The organism is Brevundimonas staleyi (genome assembly GCF_041893865.1).
In the GTDB taxonomy this organism is placed as follows: domain Bacteria; phylum Pseudomonadota; class Alphaproteobacteria; order Caulobacterales; family Caulobacteraceae; genus Brevundimonas; species Brevundimonas staleyi.
On record NZ_CP169082.1, the window covers coordinates 313,078 to 330,096 of the forward strand.

The window sequence follows — 17,019 nt, forward strand, 5'->3', positions numbered from 1 at the left end:
TCTAGACCCGGCGGCGGCGGGCTGCAAGGCTTCGACCCCAGACTCGACCTATGGCTAGTCCCACACGGAGTTCCCGCATGCGTCCCGTCCTCGCCGCCCTCCTGCTCTGCGCCATGTCCGCCCCGGCGCTGGCCCAGACGCCGCCCGCCACCATCGGCCAGCAATATGTCCCCGCCCCCTGGTGGATGCGCGACCCCGTCATCGCCTCCATCGGCCATGTCCGGGTCGAGCTTCAGGCCAATCGCGCCGGCTTCAACGCCACCTTCCAGTCGGTGGACCGCTCGGTCGCCGAGGCCTCGCGAAAGGCCGCCGATCAGGTCCGCGCCCTTTCCCAGACCCTGGGCGCCTATGGCGTGGAGACCGTCCGCGTCGAGACCAGCCTGACGACCCAGCCGCTCTACGACCAGTACCGCGACGAGAACGGCGTCCTGCGCGACAACACCCGCGCCGACCGCATCCAGCGCTATCAGGCCCAGGCCACCGTGACCCTGAACATCCGCGACGTGCGCCAGCTGGAGCGGATCTACGCCACCGTCGTCGCCTCCCAGCCCAACTCCATCAGCCAGGTCTATTTCAGCCTGGAGCCCGACAATGTCGCCAAGTCCAATCTCGCCCGGGAGGCCGTCCGCGACGCCGCCAACCGCGCGCGCTCGGCGGTCGAGGCGGCGGGTGGAACCCTGGGCGCGGTTCGCGTCATCGACCCGACCGGCCGCGCCTGCCAGACCGACGTCCTTGCCGGCTGGCCCTCCTATGGATCGGGCGCGGGACAGGCGACCACTGTCTCCGAGGAGGTCGTCGTGACCGGCAGCCGGATGATGCGCGCCGAGATGGCCCCGCCGCCCCCGCCGTCCGCTCCCGCCGGTCAGGCGCCGTCGGAGGACCAGATCGAGGCCGCCCGCCTGGCGCTCCAGCCCCCGCTTCAAGTCCTGACCGACACGGCCTGCGTGGTCTACGGCCTCAACTAGTGTCCGTCTTCAAGTCCGATCCGGCCTTCGAGGCCGGGTCCCATCACGCCGCCGACGGCCGCCTGTGCCAGGTCCGGCTTCAGGACGACGCCCGCTTTCCCTGGCTGATCCTGATCCCGCGCGTTGTGGGCGCGGTGGAGCTGGCCGATCTGGCCCCGGTCGAACAGGCGCGGCTGATGCAGGAGATCGTGGCCGCGGGCGATCTGGTCCGCTGGCTGGGTCACGAGAGCGACCGCACGGTCGACAAGCTGAACGTCGCCGCCCTGGGCAATGTCACGGCCCAGCTTCATGTCCATGTGGTCGGCCGCCGCCGCGACGACGGCCTGTGGCCCGATCCCGTCTGGGGCCGTCCGGGCGCGACGCCCTACGACCCGGTCATGCGGGAGCGGATGCTGAGGATCATCGCCGAGGAGATGCCGTCTAGCGGACCAGGGTGACCGCCCGCTCGCGTCCGTTCTGGCTCAGCGTGCCGGTCCAGCCCTCGCCGGTCGGCGACAGGGCTACCCGTGCGCCCGACATTTCCAGCGTCAGGGCGCCCGCCGACCGCTCAGCGCCGGTCAGGGGCCCGACCTCGGCGGCGGAATCCGCCGTGCGATAGGCGCCTTCCAGCGGCTTGGCCTCGCCCTGATCCATCAGGGACACGGTCATCAGAGTGCGCCCCTCGGCGTCCTTCAGCCGCCAGCGGCCGTCCAGCGGCCCCATCCGGCTGTCCATATTGCGCTCGGCGTTGTCGACGCCCGCGTCATAGGCGTTCTCGGACCGCGACGGCGCGTGCTCGTAGCTGCGTTCATAGTTCTCGACCGACACGGGCGCGCGGATGACCCGCAGCGGACGGTCGCCCCCGCCGTCGCCTTCCTCGACCACCCGGCCGAAATTCGACGGCGGCTCGAACGGGCGCACGACCGGCGCCTGATAGACCTGGGCCGAATAGGGAACGGCCGCCGACTGCATCGGCGTCGCGGCCAGAGAAATGAGCGCGAACAACATCATGGCCGGAAGACTGTCGTCTCGCGGCGCACATGGCTAGCGTTTACCGGCAACACGCGAAATCGTGATCGGTTCCACACGCGACGTGAGCAGCGTGGCGGTAACGGCTTTTTGCACCGCACCCTCGCGTTGACACCCCCCTGCGACGGTCCTTAAAGCCATCCCCAATCGCGCTTGAAGCCTGATCCCATTTGGTTTTTCTGAGAACCATTCGCATGTCGAACTCTCCCGGCAATGCGACGAATGACCCCACGGGTCGTTTCGTCGTCCAGCCCAACGGCCGTCCCCGCCCCCTGTCGCCGCACCTGCAGACTTGGCGGTGGCACATCACCATGACCGCCTCCATCCTGTTCCGCGTCACCATCGGCGCGGCCTCGGTGGCGGGGATCTTCGTGGTCGGCTGGCTGGCCGCCCTGGCCTTCGGACCGGAGGCCTATGCCTGCCTGCTGGACTGCGCCGGGTCGCCCTTCGGCCTCTTCATCGGCTTCGGCCTGACGGTGGTGCTGTTCTCCTTCCTGCTGAACGGGGCGCGCCACCTGATCAACGACATGGGCAAGGCCCTGACGATCGCCCCGGCCAACCTGCTGTCCTCGATCGCCGTCTACGCGCCGATCCCCCTGGCGGTCCTGTTCTGGATCGTGCTCTTCGCCTCCGGGAGGGTCTCGCTGTGAGCGGTCCGGTCCAGTTCAAGAACGGCGTGAAGGTCTCCGAGCGTCACGGCGCCGGCGAGTGGACGCTGGAGAAGATCCTTCTCGGTCTGATGATGCCGCTGGGCGTCTGGCTTCTGTCCACCTCCTTCACCCTGACGGGCGCCGGCTATGACGTGGTCCTGCAATGGTTCGCCAACCGGCTTAACGCGGGCCTGCTGATCGTCACGGCCCTGGTCTTCTTCGGTTTCGCCAGCCTGGCCTGGAAGGTGATCGTCGAGGACTACATCCACAAGCCGGGCTCCAAGGCCCTGGCCCTGGGTCTTCTGAACCTGATCTTCCTCGCGCTGGCCGCCGCCAGCGTCTTCTTCATCGTGCGGCTGGCGCTGGGTTCGGCGCCGCTTCCGGCCGGCTTCGGGATCTGAGATGGCTGACTACAAACTCGTCGATCACGAATATGACGTCGTCGTCGTCGGCGCCGGCGGCTCGGGCCTCCGCGCCGCCCTCGGCGCCGCCCAGCAGGGGCTGAAGGTCGCCTGCGTCACCAAGGTCTTCCCGACCCGTTCGCACACGGTCGCGGCGCAAGGCGGCATCTCCGCCTCGCTCGGCAACATGGGCGAGGATTCGTGGAAGTGGCACATGTACGACACCGTGAAGGGGTCGGACTGGCTGGGCGACCAGGACGCCATCGAATACCTGGTCCGCGAAGCCCCCAAGGCCGTCTACGAGCTGGAACACTGGGGCGTGCCCTTCTCGCGCACCGATGAAGGCAAGATCTATCAGCGCGCCTTCGGCGGCATGACCCGCAACTACGGCGAGGGCCCGGTCCAGCGCACCTGCGCCGCCGCCGACCGTACCGGCCACGCCATCCTGCACACCCTCTACGGCCAGTCGGTCCGCCGCGAGGTCGAGTTCTTCATCGAGTATTTCGCGCTCGACCTGATCATGCAGGACGGCGCCTGCACCGGCGTCACGGCCTGGAAGCTGGACGACGGCGCCCTGCACCAGTTCCGCGCCAAGCTGGTCATCCTGGCCACCGGCGGCTACGGCCGCGCCTATTTCTCGGCCACCTCGGCCCACACCTGCACCGGCGACGGCAACGCCATGGTGCTGCGCGCCGGCCTGCCGCTCCAGGACATGGAGTTCGTGCAGTTCCACCCGACCGGCATCTACGGCTCGGGCTGCCTGATCACCGAGGGCGCCCGCGGCGAGGGCGGCTATCTGACCAACTCCGAAGGCGAGCGGTTCATGGAACGCTACGCCCCCTCGGCCAAGGACCTCGCGAGCCGCGACGTCGTCTCCCGCTCCATGACCATGGAGATCCGTGAAGGTCGCGGCGTGGGTCCGAAGAAGGACCACATCTTCCTCCACCTCGACCACCTCGATCCGAAGATCCTGCACGAGCGCCTGCCCGGCATCTCGGAAAGCGCCAAGATCTTCGCCGGCGTCGACGTGACCAAGGAGCCGATCCCGGTCATCCCGACCGTCCACTACAACATGGGCGGCATCCCCACGAACTATCACGGCGAGGTCCTGACCAAGGTCGGAAACAACGCCGACACCGTGGTCCCCGGCCTGATGGCCGTCGGCGAGGCGGCCTGCGTCTCGGTCCACGGCGCCAACCGCCTGGGCTCCAACTCCCTGACCGACCTGGTCGTCTTCGGCCGCGCCGCGGGCCTCCGCGCCGGCGAGATCGTCGACAAGGCCGCGCCCGTCCCGGCCGCTCCGCCGGAAGCCACCGCCGGCCACCTGGCCCGCTTCGACCGCTTCCGCTACGCCAACGGCTCCTCCTCGACCGCCAAGCTGCGGAACGAGATGCAGCACGCCATGCAGTCGGACGCGGCCGTCTTCCGCACCGGCAAGTCGCTGAACGAGGGCGTCGAGAAGCTTCGCGACATCCACGCCCGGTCCTCGGACATCAAGACCACCGACCGCGGCCTGATCTGGAACACCGACCTGGTCGAGGCCCTGGAATACGACAACCTGATCGACTGCGCCCTGGTCACCATCGAGGGCGCCGCGAACCGCGAGGAAAGCCGTGGGGCCCACGCCCGCGAGGACTTCCCGGATCGCAACGACGATGTCTGGATGAAGCACACCCTGGCCTGGCGCCGTGCGGGTGAAGGCGTCTCGATCGACTACCGTCCGGTCCACACCTACACGATGTCCGACGACATCGAGTACATCAAACCCAAGGCTCGGGTGTACTGATGCGGAACACGCTCGCTGCACTCCTAGTTCTCACAGCTGCTTTGCCGCAGTTTGCGAGCGCTCAGTCTACCTCTCAGCCCGAGACGTGTGCGGAACTGCACCGTCGGTACGACTTTGGCCATCGGCAGATCGCTATGACGAATGCCGAAGGCGTCACCGATGACAGCGCCCCTCGCGCAACACTTCGCGAGCTCGAGAACCTGAATGAACGTCAGGAGCAGCTCATTCTCCTAGAGTTTATGAAGATGCGCGATTGCCCGGCTCCCAACCAAGTTGGAGGGGCAATTTTGTACTCACTGCAAGCCATGGAATGCCGGCTCGCGATGCTGCGAAACAGTCCGGACAGACAGACGAAGTGCTCGTTGAGCACTTGGCAGCCGCTGTCTTCAACCACCGCTTCCTCGGAGGAGTAGAATGGTCCAGCTCACCCTCCCCCGCGGCTCCGCCCCGACCAAGGGCAAGGTTCACAAGGCTCCGGCCGGCGCCAAGAACGTCAAGACCTACAAGGTCTATCGCTACGACCCGAACATCGACGCCAACCCGTCGTGGGACGAGTATCAGGTCTCGGCCGACGATCACGGCCCGATGCTTCTGGACGCCCTGATCTACATCAAGAACGAGATCGACCCGACCCTGTCGTTCCGTCGCTCGTGCCGCGAGGGCATCTGCGGCTCCTGCTCGATGAACATCGACGGCCGAAACACCCTGGCCTGCACCAAGGGCTGGGACGAGTGCTCGTCCTCGACCATCGCCATCGGTCCCCTGCCGCACCAGCCGGTGGTCAAGGACCTGGTGACGGACCTGACCCTGTTCTACGCCCAGTACGACTCCATCAAGCCGTACCTGCAGTCCGACGATCCGGACCCGACCACCGAGCGGCTGCAGTCGCCGGAGGATCGGGCCAAGCTGGACGGCCTGTACGAATGCATCCTGTGCGCCTGCTGCTCGACCTCCTGCCCCTCCTACTGGTGGAACCAGGAAGAGTACCTCGGCCCGGCGGCGTTGCTTCAGTCCTACCGCTGGATCGCCGACAGCCGTGACGACGCGACCCAGAGCCGCCTCGACGACCTCGAGGATCCGTTCAAGCTCTATCGCTGCCACACGATCATGAACTGCGCCCAGGTCTGCCCCAAGGGGCTGAACCCGGCCAAGGCCATCGCCGAGACCAAGAAGCTGATGATCGCCCCCGGCCGCAAGAAGGCCGCGTAAGACGTCCGCCGTGGCCGAGGTCCTCCTCTTCTCCTACGGCACGCTTCAGGACCCGGCCGTGCAGCAGGCCAATTTCGGGCGTCTCCTGACCGGGACGCCCGACGGCCTGACCGGCTTCGTCATCGGCGAGATCGAGATCACGGACGCCGAGGTCATCGCCGAGAGCGGCCTGACCCACCACCTGATCCTGCATCCCTCGGACGGCCCGACCGAGACCATTCCCGGCACGGTCTTCCGCCTCACCGACGCGGAACTGGCCGCCGCCGACGTCTATGAGGCCGAGGATTACCGGCGCGTCTTGGCCCCCCTGACCTCGGGCCTGGAAGCCTGGGTCTATATCGCCGCCTGATCAGAGGGCCAGTTTCAGGCCGCAATGGGTCTCGAAATGTCGGAAGTCTGTGTCGTGGGACAAGAGCGGCACGTTCGCATCGATACAGCACTGGGCGATAAGGGCATCGGCCAGCTTCGCCTTCAGCCCGCGTTCAAGCAGCGCACGCCTTGACGCCGCCGCGCGTTCCCAAAAGCCGGCCTCGATGTCCAACTGCTTGTAAGCCCCGAACTGACTGAGCCCGATCGCCGCGCGCGGGAACGACAGAATTTCTGTGACCACCGGCGGGGGAAGTCTCAGCATATCCGTCCTGATGGCGTCATGGAGCAGCTGAATTCTGGCTCCGGTCAGGCCCTGCATCGCATCAATAAGGATGCTCGAATCGGCTGCGATCATGCGGCGTGATGCGCTCGACCGCTTCCACCCTCATCGCGCAGGTCCTCCAGCGTCAGACCGTCAGCCTCAAGGTCCAGATTGCCCATGGCTGCCATCAGCTGGCGCCTGGCGTGGTGGTGAACGAGATCACGCAGCGCGATGCGAAGCGTCTCCGAAACGCCTTTCCCCGTGATCCGCTGACAGTCGTCCAACAAATCCGCAGGCAGAAAGACTGTGATTTTTCGCATCTCGGCCATGAGGGTAGAATGCCATACCTCATTGCTGGCATCAAGATATGGCTTGCCCGGCGTCTCACCGTTTGCAAAGACCCGACAATGCCAAAGATCACCTACATCGAGCACGACGGCCGCGAGCATGCGGTGGAGGTCAAGGCCGGCCTCAGCGTCATGGAAGGCGCGATCCGCAACAATGTGCCGGGCATCGACGCCGACTGCGGCGGCGCCTGCGCCTGCGCCACCTGCCATGTCTATGTCGACGAGGCCTGGCGCGAGGCGACCGGCAAGCCCTCGGCCATGGAGGAGTCCATGCTCGACTTCGCCGAGGAGGTGGAGCCGAACTCCCGCCTGTCCTGCCAGATCCGGGTCTCGGACGCGCTCGACGGCCTCGTCGTCCGCCTGCCGGCCAATCAGCACTGATCCATGGTCGATCCACGGCTGATCCAGGCCGTGGACGCGCTGATCCGGCGCCATGAGCGACAGCACCATGTCCCCCTCATCGCCATCGCGGGCGCCCAAGGCTCCGGCAAGAGCACCCTGGCGGCCGAGGCCGCCCGCACTCTCTCCTGCGCGACCCTGTCGCTGGACGACGTCTATCTGACCCAGGCCGAGCGCGCCGACCTCGCCGCCCGCGTCCATTCCCTCTTCGCCGTGCGCGGCCCGCCTGGGACCCACGACCTCGCCCTGCTGGACCGCACCCTGAGCCGCCTGCGCGAGGTCGGGCCCGGCGACCACACGCCTCTGCCCGGTTTCGACAAGCTCGCCGACGACCGCCGCCCCGAAAGCGACTGGCCCGTCTTCGTGGGCCGCCCCCGCGCCGTCCTGCTGGAAGGCTGGCAACTCGGCGCGACGCCCCAGGACCCCGCCGCCCTGACCGCCCCGATCAACGCCCTTGAGCGCGATCACGACCCGGACGGCGCCTGGAGACGGACAATCAATGATGCACTGGCCGGCGACTACGCCCGCCTGTTCACGACCTTCGACGCCCTGATCTTCCTCAAGGCCCCGGATTTCGACCGGGTGCTGGACTGGCGCACCGAACAGGAGGCGGGCCTGACCGGCGCCCCCGTCACCGCCTCGCGCCGCGACGAACTGTCCCGCTTCGTTCAGCATTTCGAACGGATTTCGCGCCATATGCTGGCGGGCGGCGTCGCGGCGGACGTCGTGGTCGAACTGGGCGACGGGCGCGACATAAGGCGCATCCGGGGCTCCGGCCGGCCCTGATCCGTTCGCCGCGCGTTCGAGTATCGTGGCCTTGACCCAACCCATAGACCGCAGGCTTCAGCCCCGCTCGCCCGCCAATGCGCGCGCCGTCCTGACCGCGCCCGGCATCGAGATGGCCTGCGTGATCCTCGACACCTCGGCCGGAGGGCTGAAGGTCCGCACCGACCGCCAGCTGGCCCTGCCGCGAACCGTCACCGTCGTGGATATCGCGGCCGCCCTCGCCTTCGAGGCCGACGTCGCCTGGCGCAAGGGTTCCGAGGCGGGCCTCAAGCTCAGGGGCCAGTCCGCCCTTCGCGGCCTCGTCCCCTCCCGCCTCCTGCCCGCCCGCGAGGCCTGGATGCGGGCCGGAGGGCGTTAGCGGCCCGACCCGTCGCTCAAGCAGCGAGACGCCGCGCGTCGAGCGATAGCGACCCAAGACCGTCGCTCAAGCAGAGAGCGACCGCGTCGCGAGCGGTAGCGCCCAAGGAAATGCGACCCTAATCCATGCTCGGCATGGTGCCGGAGTTGATCGCGATCCGCCCGATCAGCCCCTTCACGATCAGGTCCAGCGGCTGGCCCTCGCGATAGTCGGCGGCGGCGACGAAATTGACCCGGTCCTCGGAGATCAGGTTGTAGATCTTCTTCTGGTCCTTCTCGCGGTTCAGCGGGTCATAGACCGCGATCGAATAGCCGCCCTTGGTGTGCATCATCTTCATGGTCGGGACGTCGGTGTCCCCGTCGCCCAGGAAGATCATCCGCTCGAACGGAATACGCCGCTCGTCGTCGGGGATGAATTTGTTGATCCGCTCGTGGTCGTAGTGGTTCAGCACCCCCTTGTTGATGCGGAACAGGTACTGGGTCTTGGTCGTGTAGTTGACGCCGACCGCCGGCCAGATCGCGGTGCCGTGGTCGTCGTAGGCGAATTTGGACGCGAAGACGTGGTGGAACTCGTCGCGGATCGGACAGCCCTCGATCATCTCCTCCAGCCCGGCCGAGATGATGTAGTGCTCGATATCCAGGCCGTACTCGCGGCCCTTGGCGTTGATCCGTTCGAACCAGCCGGTGGCGGTCAGGTCGGACTTCAGCCCGTCGAACAGCTTCACGTCCTGTCCGTGCTCGGCCAGCATCCGGCGCGTGATGACCTGATCGTTCTGCCGCGACCTGAGCAGCATCAGCTGCATGTACATCAGGATGTTGTCGCCATCGGCCGAGCGGGTCAGCTTGTCCGCCTCGCCCCAGAAGTCGCCGATGTCCATGCCGACGGAGGGGATGAAGGTCACCTCCTGCATGTTCCCCCGCGCGAGGGTGCCGTCGAAGTCGTAGATGAGGGCTGTTTTCAGCAGTTCGGCCATTACGGGAGGTCCGGTGATGTCAGGCAACAGGCACTAGGCAACAGGCAACAGGGACGCAACCCGCGGGCCTCCGCATCGCGCCGCCTTCTATTGCCTATTGCCTGTTCCCTATTGCCTAACCGAGCGCCAACTCCGGCGCCGCCGCGTCGCTGGCGGCCTCCAGCGGCAGGTGCAGGATGAAGGCCGCGCCCTTGCCGGGTTCCGACTCCACCTCGGCCCAGCCGCCGTGCAGTTCGACCAGGGCCTTCACGAGCGCGAGGCCGACGCCCGGCCCGCCCCGCTCGCGTTTCACGAACCGATCGAAGACGTGGGCCTGCAGGTGGTACGGGATGCCCCGGCCGGTGTCCTCGACCCGGATGCGCAGCTCCGACGCATTGGCCTCGGCCCTCAGGGACACCGCCCCGCCCTCCGAGACCGAGCGTCCGGCATTGTCCAGCAGATGGTCGATGGCCTGGGCCAGACGCCGCGCGTCCGCCCGGATGGCCGGCAGGTTGGCGGCGGCCACCGCCTTCAGCTTGGCCCCGCGCCCCTCGATCCGGGGGCGGTGCTTCTCCACCGCCACGGCGAACAGGTCCCGCACCCGCACGTCGCCCAGCGACAGCTCCATCTCGCCCGCATCGATCTGGGCCATGTCCAGAACGTCGTCGATCGATCCGGTCAGCTGGGCCGCCGCGACGCGGATCGCACCCGCGTGCTGGCGGCTGCGTTCGGGCAGGTCGCCCATGGTCTCCAGCAGTTCGGAATAGCCGACGATGGTCGTCAGCGGCGTCCTCAGCTCGTAACTGACCGACCCCACGAACTCCCGCTTCAGCGCCTGGCTTTCCTTCAGGGCCGCCTCGCGCTGAGCCAGGGCCTGTTCCAGCTCGCGCCGCGCCGTCACGTCGGCGAAAGCCACCAGGGTCGCCCCGTCCGGCAGGGGTCGGGTCTGCCAGGACGCGATCCGCCCGTCGGCCGTGCGCCCCTCGCCCGAAATCGGCACCCGGCTTTCGGGATCGGGATCGGCGACCCGAGCCTTCAGACCCAGCCACAGGGCCGCGTCCGGCAGGGCCGCCTTGCACAGTTCGGCGATGGCGTCGAAATCCCCCGCCTCCTCCAGCTTTTCGGCCGACAGGTTCCAGAAGGCCTCGAACGCCTCGTTGTGCAGTCGCAGCCGCCCGTCCGAGCCGAACACGGCCACCGCGTCGTTCAGCTTGTCCAGCGTCGCCGTCTGCACCTGAAGCTGGGCGTTGAACCGGCTCCGCAGGGAAAGCTCGCCCGTGATGTCCGAGAACAGCAGAAGGATCCCGCCCAGCGGGTGCGGCTGGCGCACCAGCCGCAGCGTCCGCCCGTCCGGCAACGACCAGCTGTCGTCGGCCGCGGCCTCCGTCGCCTCGTAGAACTCCAGCTCGCGCGCCTTCCAGCCCGCATAGTCGATGACCTCGGGCAACATCCGGCGCTGGCGCAGCCGGTCCAGCAGCTCGGCATGGGTCGGCCGCTCGTCCAGCCAGGCCGGGTCGAGGTTGAACAGGGTCTGGAAGGCCGTGTTGTGGAAGGCCAGCCTGCGCGACGGGCCGAAGATGGCCACCGCATCGGCCAGGTGGTTCAGGGTCTCGTCATGGGCCTCGACGTGACGGCGCAGGGTGTCGCGCGTCTCCTCGGCCTCGGTCATGTCGATGGCGAAGACCAGGACCGGCCCGCCGGGTCCGCCCCATCCTCCTGAAACAAGCGGCTCGGCCATGATCTTCCAGGCGCGACGACGCCCGTCGCCGGCGGTCCAGCGGAACCCCTCCTGATGCGACCCGACCCGCCCGGCCTCGGCCGCCAGCTGATCGGCGCCCCGGTCGAAGCTCAGATGCGCCTCGCGCGCGGCCTCGACCGACGGGCTCTTCACCTCGGCCAGCCAGGACCGGTTGGCCCAGACCAGACGCCCCTCGTGATCCACCACCCAGGTCGGGTTCGGCGAGGCGTCGGCGATCAGCCCGGCGCCGAAGGCCTGCTCCCCCTCCGCGCCGTGGTCGTGCCCGCGCTCGATCCGCGTCAGCCTCAGCCAGGCCGTGCCCGTGACCGGACTGCCCTCGATGCGCCAGTCGCCGTCGCGCGCCGTGAAGGGCGTCCCGTCCGCCAGCAGCTGGTCGATGGCCTCGGCGTGGCGCGTGTGCAGGGCCTCGGCCAGGGCGGCCGCCGGCGTCCCCTGAATGTCCCGCGCGAAGGTCGTCCGCGCCGTCTCCAGCATGTCGGTGCGACCCAGAAGGATCGGCGCCTCTCCGGGCGTCATGCCGATGCGGATGTCGTCGAAGGCGGTCAGGGCGCCGTCCTGCACGGCCCGGTTCAGGGCCCCGGCCGCGCGATCCCGCTCAATCATGGATTCGCGCACGGCCACGGCGCGGCGAAGACGCCACGCCCATGCGCTGATCGACAGGGCCAGCCCCGCCGCTCCCGCCGCCGCCGCAAAGGCGATATCGGCCTCCGCCATACCCGTTCACCCGCTGGATCGAATCGCGACCATAGCGGAAGTCGCGGCGATGGTTAACGGAAGGCAACAGGCAACAGGCAACAGGCAACAGGCAACAGGCAACAGGCAACAGGGTGATGCGACCTCGCCGCACTGGCCGCCTCGCGTTTCAACCCCTATTGCCTGTTGCCTGATGCCTATTGCCTCACCCGACACCTGGAATGACCAACTCGCCCCCTCGCTCGACGACTTCGCCCGTCTGGCGCGAGAGGCCTTCGACGCCCTGCCCGAGCCGTTCAAGTCGGCGGCCGGCGACGTGGTCATTCGGGTCGACGACTTCGCCGACGCGGAGACCCTCGCCTCGGTCGATCTGGAGGATCCGTTCGACCTGACCGGCCTCTATCACGGCTTCCACATCGGCGAGCGCGACGGCTTCGGTCCCGCCGCCGAACCCAGCCGCGTCTTCCTCTACCGCCGCCCGATCCTGGACGAATGGTGCGAGCGCGGCGACGTGGGCCTGGCCGAGATCATCTCCCACGTCCTGATCCACGAGATCGGCCACCACATGGGGCTGGACGACGACGACATCGACGCGATCGAGGCCGAGGACTGAGGCCGCGCCCTATTCCATCTCGGTGATGCGGATTTCGGCCGGGGCCGGATCGCTTCCGTAGGTGCCGACCCAGATGTCGTAGACGCCGCTGCGGGGCGTCCGGTACAGCACGCCGGGATTGATCGAGGACCCGATGTCGTCGTTGCAGTACCACTGACCGTCCGGCCCGTTGACCACCAGGGTCGTATCGGCCTGCGACCGGATGCGGATGGTCAGCCTCACCCCCGGCTGGGCCGTATAGTGGATGCGATAATCGGGCGCGTCGGTGATCATGCCCACGCACTGGCCGCCCAGCGACGAGGCGTCGTTGACGTTGATGTTCCCGCCGGCGGCGATCCGGACCACCATCGGATCCGGCGTGAACCCGGCCCTCAGGCTGACCGAGCCGAAATTGGGATCCAGCGAGGCGTCCTGGGCCAGGGCCGGCCCGCCCGCCAGCATCGTGCACGCCGCCACCGCCGCGCCCAGGCGCATCGAAACCGTTGTCTTCATGGAACCGTCCCCCGCGACGACACGCCGCGCCTCCGGTCTAGCCCCGGCGCCCCGCCCGCGAAACCCGCGCGCCGACCGCGTCATGTTTCGTAGGGATCGCCCCGCGCGTCCTCGCCAGGCGGGGATGACCGCTTTCGGACGTGAGGCTTCCGACGCGTTTCGACTCGTTGCGGACGTCAGAGTACGAACGGCTTACTGAGGCAAAGACAGCTGCCGACCAACTCATCAGCATCAATCTAGGTGACGATCTCCGTCTTGCGCTTATCGACAACCCCGCCGCAGTTTCGCTCTGTGTAAGAACAGCCGCAACGCTTGCACTCCCCCAATGGAAGGTGAGGAAGCATCAGGCCCCACCGCCCCTCCCGCAGGTCGCCATAATAGTCGAGACTAATCGGGTAGTTGCAGCGTCTACAGCGCCACAACAAAACCAAGGCTAGCAGGCCCGCCCAAGTGACGAGAAACAGGTCCGCCGAGCCGATCTGAAAGCCCAGGAAGGCAGCTCCGAGATAGATGCACAGAGCTACCCAGACGGCATACCAACTTAGAACCTTCAGCATGCTTTCCACCCGTTTCTTTCTTGCTGGCACGCCCTAGGGTTGTTGGCGGCGGAAGGCGATGTCAACGACCGCTGACCACCCATGGCCGAAAGCGCGGACCACCGCTTCGGAGCCCCTGTCGATCGCCCATGAAAAAGGGGGCGGCGAGATCACCTCGCCGCCCCCTCTTCATTTCAGCGCGGTCGCCTTACTGGGCGGCCGGGCGGACTTCCAGCGGCAGGCCCAGGGCCTCCAGCTGCGGACGGACCACCGAGGCGTCGCCGACCACGACCCAGACGAACTGGTCCGGATGGATGTCGCGGCGGGCCGCCTCGTCCATCTGAGCCGCCGTCAGGGCGCGGGTGCGGCTGGCCAGGGTCGCCTGATAGTCGTCCGGACGGCCGTACAGGGCGTTGGAGCGCAGGGCGCCCAGAATCTGGCCCGAGGTCTCGTAACCACCGGCCAGCGAGCGGGTGTTGCCGTTGATCGTCCGTTCCAGCTCGTTCGGCTGCACGCCCTCGGCGCCCAGGAAGCGATCGTACTGGGCGATCAGGGCGGCGACGGATTCACCCGTGCGGTTGGCCTGGACCGGGGCGTTGACGATGTAGGGCACGCGGTGCTCCAGCGTGTTCACCGTCCCGCGCACGCCGTAGGACCAGCCCTTGGTCTCGCGCAGGTCCGAGTTGATCCGCGACAGGAAGTCCGAGCCCAGGGTCACGTTGGCCGCGTTCAGGGCCAGCAGGTCGTCGGTGCCCGACACCGGCAGGACCGCGCCGCCGTAGATCAGCGACTGCGGCGACTGCGGACGATCGATCAGGACGATGCGGTTCGTCGGCGCCGGAATGGCGGCGGCGAAGTCCTTGGCCCCCTTGGCGGCCGACGGCGCGCGCCAGTCGCCGAAGGCGGTTTCCAGCTGCGGCGTCACCTGGCTGAGCGGCAGGTCCGACACGACGAAGATCGTCGCATTGTCCGGACGGATCCAGGCGTCGTGGGTCGCCACCAGCTCGTCGCGCGTCAGGGCCGTGATCGTGGCCGTGTCGCCCGTGCCGGTGAAGGAACGGCCATAGGGGCTGCCCTCGCCATAGATCAGCGGCGGCAAGGCGCGGGCGGCCATGGCGCCCGGCTGGGTCGCCTCGCTGGCCAGGGCCGCCAGACGCGCGCCGCGGATGCGCTCGATCTCGGCCGGGGCGAAGGCCGGGTTGCGGACCACATCGGCCAGCAGGGTCAGCGACGAGCCCAGGTTGGCCGACACCGCCGACAGGTCGGCCGAGGTGCGGTCCATCGAGGCGCCGACATTGACCGACGCGCCCAGACGCTCTTCTTCTTCCGCCAGCTGGTTGGCGTTGCGGGTCGTGGTGCCCTCGTCCAGCAGGTCGATCATCATGGCCTGGGCGCCCAGGCGGTTGGCGGCGTCGGCGGCGTAGCCGGCGTTGAAGTCGATGCCGACGCGGGTCACCGGCACGGTGTCGACGTGGGCGTAGACGACCTTGATGCCGTTCGACAGGGTCGCGCGCTCGACCGACGGGAAGACCAGATCCGGCACCTGGCCGATTTCCGGCATCGGCATGCGCTCGACGCGCTGGATCTCGGCGGCCGGAACCGGGGCGGCGCCCGACGGGCTGGCGGCGGCCTCGGCATAGGCCTCGCGCTCGCCCGGCGCCACGGTCAGGTCATAGACCGGACGGGTCAGCCAGCGCTGCATGACCGAGCGGACCTCAGCCGGGGTGACCGAGGCGTACTCGGCCAGCTCCTTCTTGTAGTGGTCCGGATCGCCGGCATACAGCTGGCCCTCGGCTAGGACGTTGGCCTTGCCGTTGACCTGTTCCAGGCTCTGGATGCGCTGCGAGACGTACTGGGTCGCGACGCGGGCGACCTCTTCGTCGGTCGGGCCGTTCTGGATGAAGTCGGCGACGATGGCGTCCAGACGACGGCCCACCTCGGCGGCGTCCACGCCCGGCTTCACGTTCACCGAGATGTCGAAGAAGCCGACGCGGTGGAAGTCCTGCATCGAGGACGAGACCTGAACCGCCGTCTGCTCGTCGCGGACCAGGATGTTGTCCAGGCGCGAGGAGGCCAGACCGCCCAGCACCGAGGCCGCGACCGACAGCGGCACGGCGTCGTCGCTCAACAGGCCCGGCACGACCCAGCTGCGCGACAGGCGGGTGGTGGCGACGCGGTCATGCATGACCTGAACGACCGGGGCGGGAAGCGTCGGCACATCGGCCTCGGCCGGGGTGTTCACCGGGCCGCGCGCGATGCTTCCGAAATAGCGTTCCATCAGCGGACGGGCCGTCGCCTCGTCGATGTCGCCCGACAGCACGACCACGGCGTTGTTCGGGCCGTAGTTCTCGCGGAACCAGTTACGCACGGTTTCCAGGCTGGCGGCGTCCAGATCGGCCATCGAGCCGATGGTGGAGTGGCGGTACGGGTGACCCTCGGGGAACAGGGCTTCCAGACGAGCGTACTGGACCAGGCCGTAGGGCTGGTTGTCGCCCTGGCGCTTCTCGTTCTGGACCACGCCGCGCTGCAGATCGAGCACGTCCTGGCCGACCTCGCCGAGCAGATAGCCCATGCGGTCGCTTTCCAGGAACAGGGCCTGTTCCAGGGCCGGGGTCGGCACGGTCTGGAAATAGTTGGTGCGGTCGAACCAGGTCGTGCCGTTCAGGTTCGACGGCCCCAGGTTCCGCATGCGGCCCAGGTACGAACCCGGCGCGTTCTCCGACCCGCCGAACATCAGGTGTTCGAACAGGTGGGCGAAGCCGGTCGAACCGGCCGGTTCGTCCTTGGATCCGACATTGTACCAGACCGACACCGCCACCACGGGGGCCTTGCGGTCCTCATGCACGATCACCGTCAGGCCGTTGTCCAGCTGGAAGCGCGTCCAGGGGATGTTCACTTCCGAGACCAGCTGCGACACGGGCGCGGCGGGCAGCTCGGCGGCCTGCGGGGTCGTGGCGGCGCTCGGCGCGGCCTGGGTCTGGGCCAGAACGGCGACGGGGGACATGGCGACCAGAAGGGCCGCGAGCGAGACGGAGCGAAGACGCATGGTTGAAACAGTCCTTAAATCCTGAAGCCGCGGACATTAACGACCCCAAGCGTGACGACAATCGCTTCGCCCAAACATGGACAAAGAGTCACAAACCCGCGTCGGCCGGTTTCAGACGCCTCCGGGTCGCCCCATGCCCGACGGGTCCGTGGCTGTTCGGCGAGGGATCGGGAGCGACCTTGTGTCGCGTCCGTCAGTGCGAAGGCGAAGACGATCACCCCCTCCTCCCGCACGACGATCTCACGCCCAACGACCGGACGTCGGCTCCCGCAGCGCAGAATGGCCCAGCTGGGTTGAGACACCTCCTCCGGCGGGGTCAGGGCGTCGCAGGGTCTCGACAAGGCCCGTTCGATCGTGGACCGGACCTCGAGACGCCGAATGCAGAGCG

19 protein-coding genes are annotated in these 17,019 nt (G+C 67.9%); 11 read left to right on the plus strand and 8 right to left on the minus strand.

Annotated elements, in window-relative coordinates; genetic code table 11:
* Positions 1–77 precede the first annotated feature (77 nt).
* A complete protein-coding gene (locus ACETK8_RS01625; RefSeq protein ID WP_374037773.1) occupies positions 78–965 on the plus strand; it encodes an SIMPL domain-containing protein in 888 nt (295 codons plus the stop codon).
* Positions 965–1,402 (plus strand): HIT domain-containing protein, encoded by a 438-nt coding sequence (locus ACETK8_RS01630; RefSeq protein WP_374037774.1) that lies wholly within the window; start codon positions 965–967, stop codon positions 1,400–1,402. The genes ACETK8_RS01625 and ACETK8_RS01630 overlap by 1 nt, the downstream gene beginning before the upstream one ends.
* Here the strand turns inward: ACETK8_RS01630 and ACETK8_RS01635 are convergent.
* On the minus strand, positions 1,386–1,955 hold the full coding sequence (locus tag ACETK8_RS01635) for a hypothetical protein (RefSeq protein ID WP_374037775.1): 570 nt from the start codon (positions 1,953–1,955) through the stop codon (positions 1,386–1,388). The genes ACETK8_RS01630 and ACETK8_RS01635 overlap by 17 nt on opposite strands.
* A gap of 212 nt (positions 1,956–2,167) precedes the next feature.
* Here ACETK8_RS01635 and sdhC point away from each other — a divergent pair, with 212 nt between their 5' ends.
* The 5 genes from sdhC to ACETK8_RS01660 all read left to right on the plus strand — a co-directional run bounded on the left by sdhC (position 2,168) and on the right by ACETK8_RS01660 (position 6,368).
* Positions 2,168–2,623: a succinate dehydrogenase, cytochrome b556 subunit gene (sdhC, locus tag ACETK8_RS01640; RefSeq protein ID WP_374037776.1), complete on the plus strand. Its 456-nt coding sequence runs from the start codon at positions 2,168–2,170 to the stop codon at positions 2,621–2,623.
* Entirely contained in the window at positions 2,620–3,024 is a 405-nt protein-coding gene (locus tag ACETK8_RS01645; RefSeq protein WP_374037777.1) for a succinate dehydrogenase, hydrophobic membrane anchor protein, read from the plus strand. The genes sdhC and ACETK8_RS01645 overlap by 4 nt, the downstream gene beginning before the upstream one ends.
* Before the next feature lies 1 nt (position 3,025).
* The gene (gene sdhA / locus ACETK8_RS01650; RefSeq protein ID WP_374037778.1) at positions 3,026–4,810 is read left to right on the plus strand and encodes a succinate dehydrogenase flavoprotein subunit; all 1,785 of its coding nucleotides are present in this window, start codon (positions 3,026–3,028) and stop codon (positions 4,808–4,810) included.
* A gap of 414 nt (positions 4,811–5,224) precedes the next feature.
* Positions 5,225–6,019, plus strand: a complete 795-nt coding sequence (locus ACETK8_RS01655; RefSeq protein WP_374037779.1) for a succinate dehydrogenase iron-sulfur subunit — start codon at positions 5,225–5,227, stop codon at positions 6,017–6,019.
* Positions 6,020–6,029: 10 nt separating this feature from the next.
* Positions 6,030–6,368, plus strand: coding sequence for a gamma-glutamylcyclotransferase family protein (locus ACETK8_RS01660; protein ID WP_374037780.1), 339 nt, complete (start codon positions 6,030–6,032; stop codon positions 6,366–6,368).
* On the opposite strand, the gene ACETK8_RS01665 is transcribed toward ACETK8_RS01660, so the two are convergent.
* Positions 6,369–6,743, minus strand: coding sequence for a PIN domain-containing protein (locus tag ACETK8_RS01665; RefSeq protein WP_374037781.1), 375 nt, complete (start codon positions 6,741–6,743; stop codon positions 6,369–6,371).
* The gene (locus ACETK8_RS01670; protein WP_374037782.1) at positions 6,740–6,979 is read right to left on the minus strand and encodes a hypothetical protein; all 240 of its coding nucleotides are present in this window, start codon (positions 6,977–6,979) and stop codon (positions 6,740–6,742) included. The genes ACETK8_RS01665 and ACETK8_RS01670 overlap by 4 nt, the downstream gene beginning before the upstream one ends.
* Before the next feature lie 78 nt (positions 6,980–7,057).
* Here ACETK8_RS01670 and ACETK8_RS01675 point away from each other — a divergent pair, with 78 nt between their 5' ends.
* Genes ACETK8_RS01675 through ACETK8_RS01685 form a run of 3 tightly spaced genes read left to right on the plus strand, consistent with a single transcriptional unit; the run spans position 7,058 to position 8,540 of the window.
* Positions 7,058–7,378, plus strand: coding sequence for a 2Fe-2S iron-sulfur cluster-binding protein (locus ACETK8_RS01675; protein WP_374037783.1), 321 nt, complete (start codon positions 7,058–7,060; stop codon positions 7,376–7,378).
* Positions 7,379–7,381: 3 nt separating this feature from the next.
* Complete coding sequence (locus tag ACETK8_RS01680) at positions 7,382–8,182, plus strand: kinase (protein WP_374037784.1); 801 nt, start codon at positions 7,382–7,384, stop codon at positions 8,180–8,182.
* A gap of 25 nt (positions 8,183–8,207) precedes the next feature.
* Entirely contained in the window at positions 8,208–8,540 is a 333-nt protein-coding gene (locus ACETK8_RS01685) for a PilZ domain-containing protein (protein WP_374037785.1), read from the plus strand.
* A gap of 118 nt (positions 8,541–8,658) precedes the next feature.
* On the opposite strand, the gene ACETK8_RS01690 is transcribed toward ACETK8_RS01685, so the two are convergent.
* The gene (locus ACETK8_RS01690; protein ID WP_374037786.1) at positions 8,659–9,513 is read right to left on the minus strand and encodes an HAD family hydrolase; all 855 of its coding nucleotides are present in this window, start codon (positions 9,511–9,513) and stop codon (positions 8,659–8,661) included.
* Between the two features lie 115 nt (positions 9,514–9,628).
* Positions 9,629–11,965 carry a sensor histidine kinase gene (locus ACETK8_RS01695; protein ID WP_374037787.1) on the minus strand — a complete coding sequence of 779 codons (2,337 nt, stop codon included), beginning with the start codon at positions 11,963–11,965 and terminating at the stop codon, positions 9,629–9,631.
* Between the two features lie 172 nt (positions 11,966–12,137).
* Between ACETK8_RS01695 and ACETK8_RS01700 the strand changes: the two genes are divergently transcribed.
* Entirely contained in the window at positions 12,138–12,557 is a 420-nt protein-coding gene (locus ACETK8_RS01700) for a metallopeptidase family protein (protein WP_374037788.1), read from the plus strand.
* A 9-nt stretch (positions 12,558–12,566) separates the two neighbouring features.
* Here the strand turns inward: ACETK8_RS01700 and ACETK8_RS01705 are convergent, their stop codons facing one another.
* The 3 genes from ACETK8_RS01705 to ACETK8_RS01715 all read right to left on the minus strand — a co-directional run bounded on the left by ACETK8_RS01705 (position 12,567) and on the right by ACETK8_RS01715 (position 16,631).
* Positions 12,567–13,049: a peptidase S1 gene (locus tag ACETK8_RS01705; RefSeq protein WP_374037789.1), complete on the minus strand. Its 483-nt coding sequence runs from the start codon at positions 13,047–13,049 to the stop codon at positions 12,567–12,569.
* 236 nt (positions 13,050–13,285) lie between these two features.
* Positions 13,286–13,615, minus strand: coding sequence for a hypothetical protein (locus ACETK8_RS01710; protein WP_374037790.1), 330 nt, complete (start codon positions 13,613–13,615; stop codon positions 13,286–13,288).
* Between the two features lie 178 nt (positions 13,616–13,793).
* Positions 13,794–16,631 (minus strand): M16 family metallopeptidase, encoded by a 2,838-nt coding sequence (locus ACETK8_RS01715; RefSeq protein WP_374037791.1) that lies wholly within the window; start codon positions 16,629–16,631, stop codon positions 13,794–13,796.
* Positions 16,632–17,019: the final 388 nt, after the last annotated feature.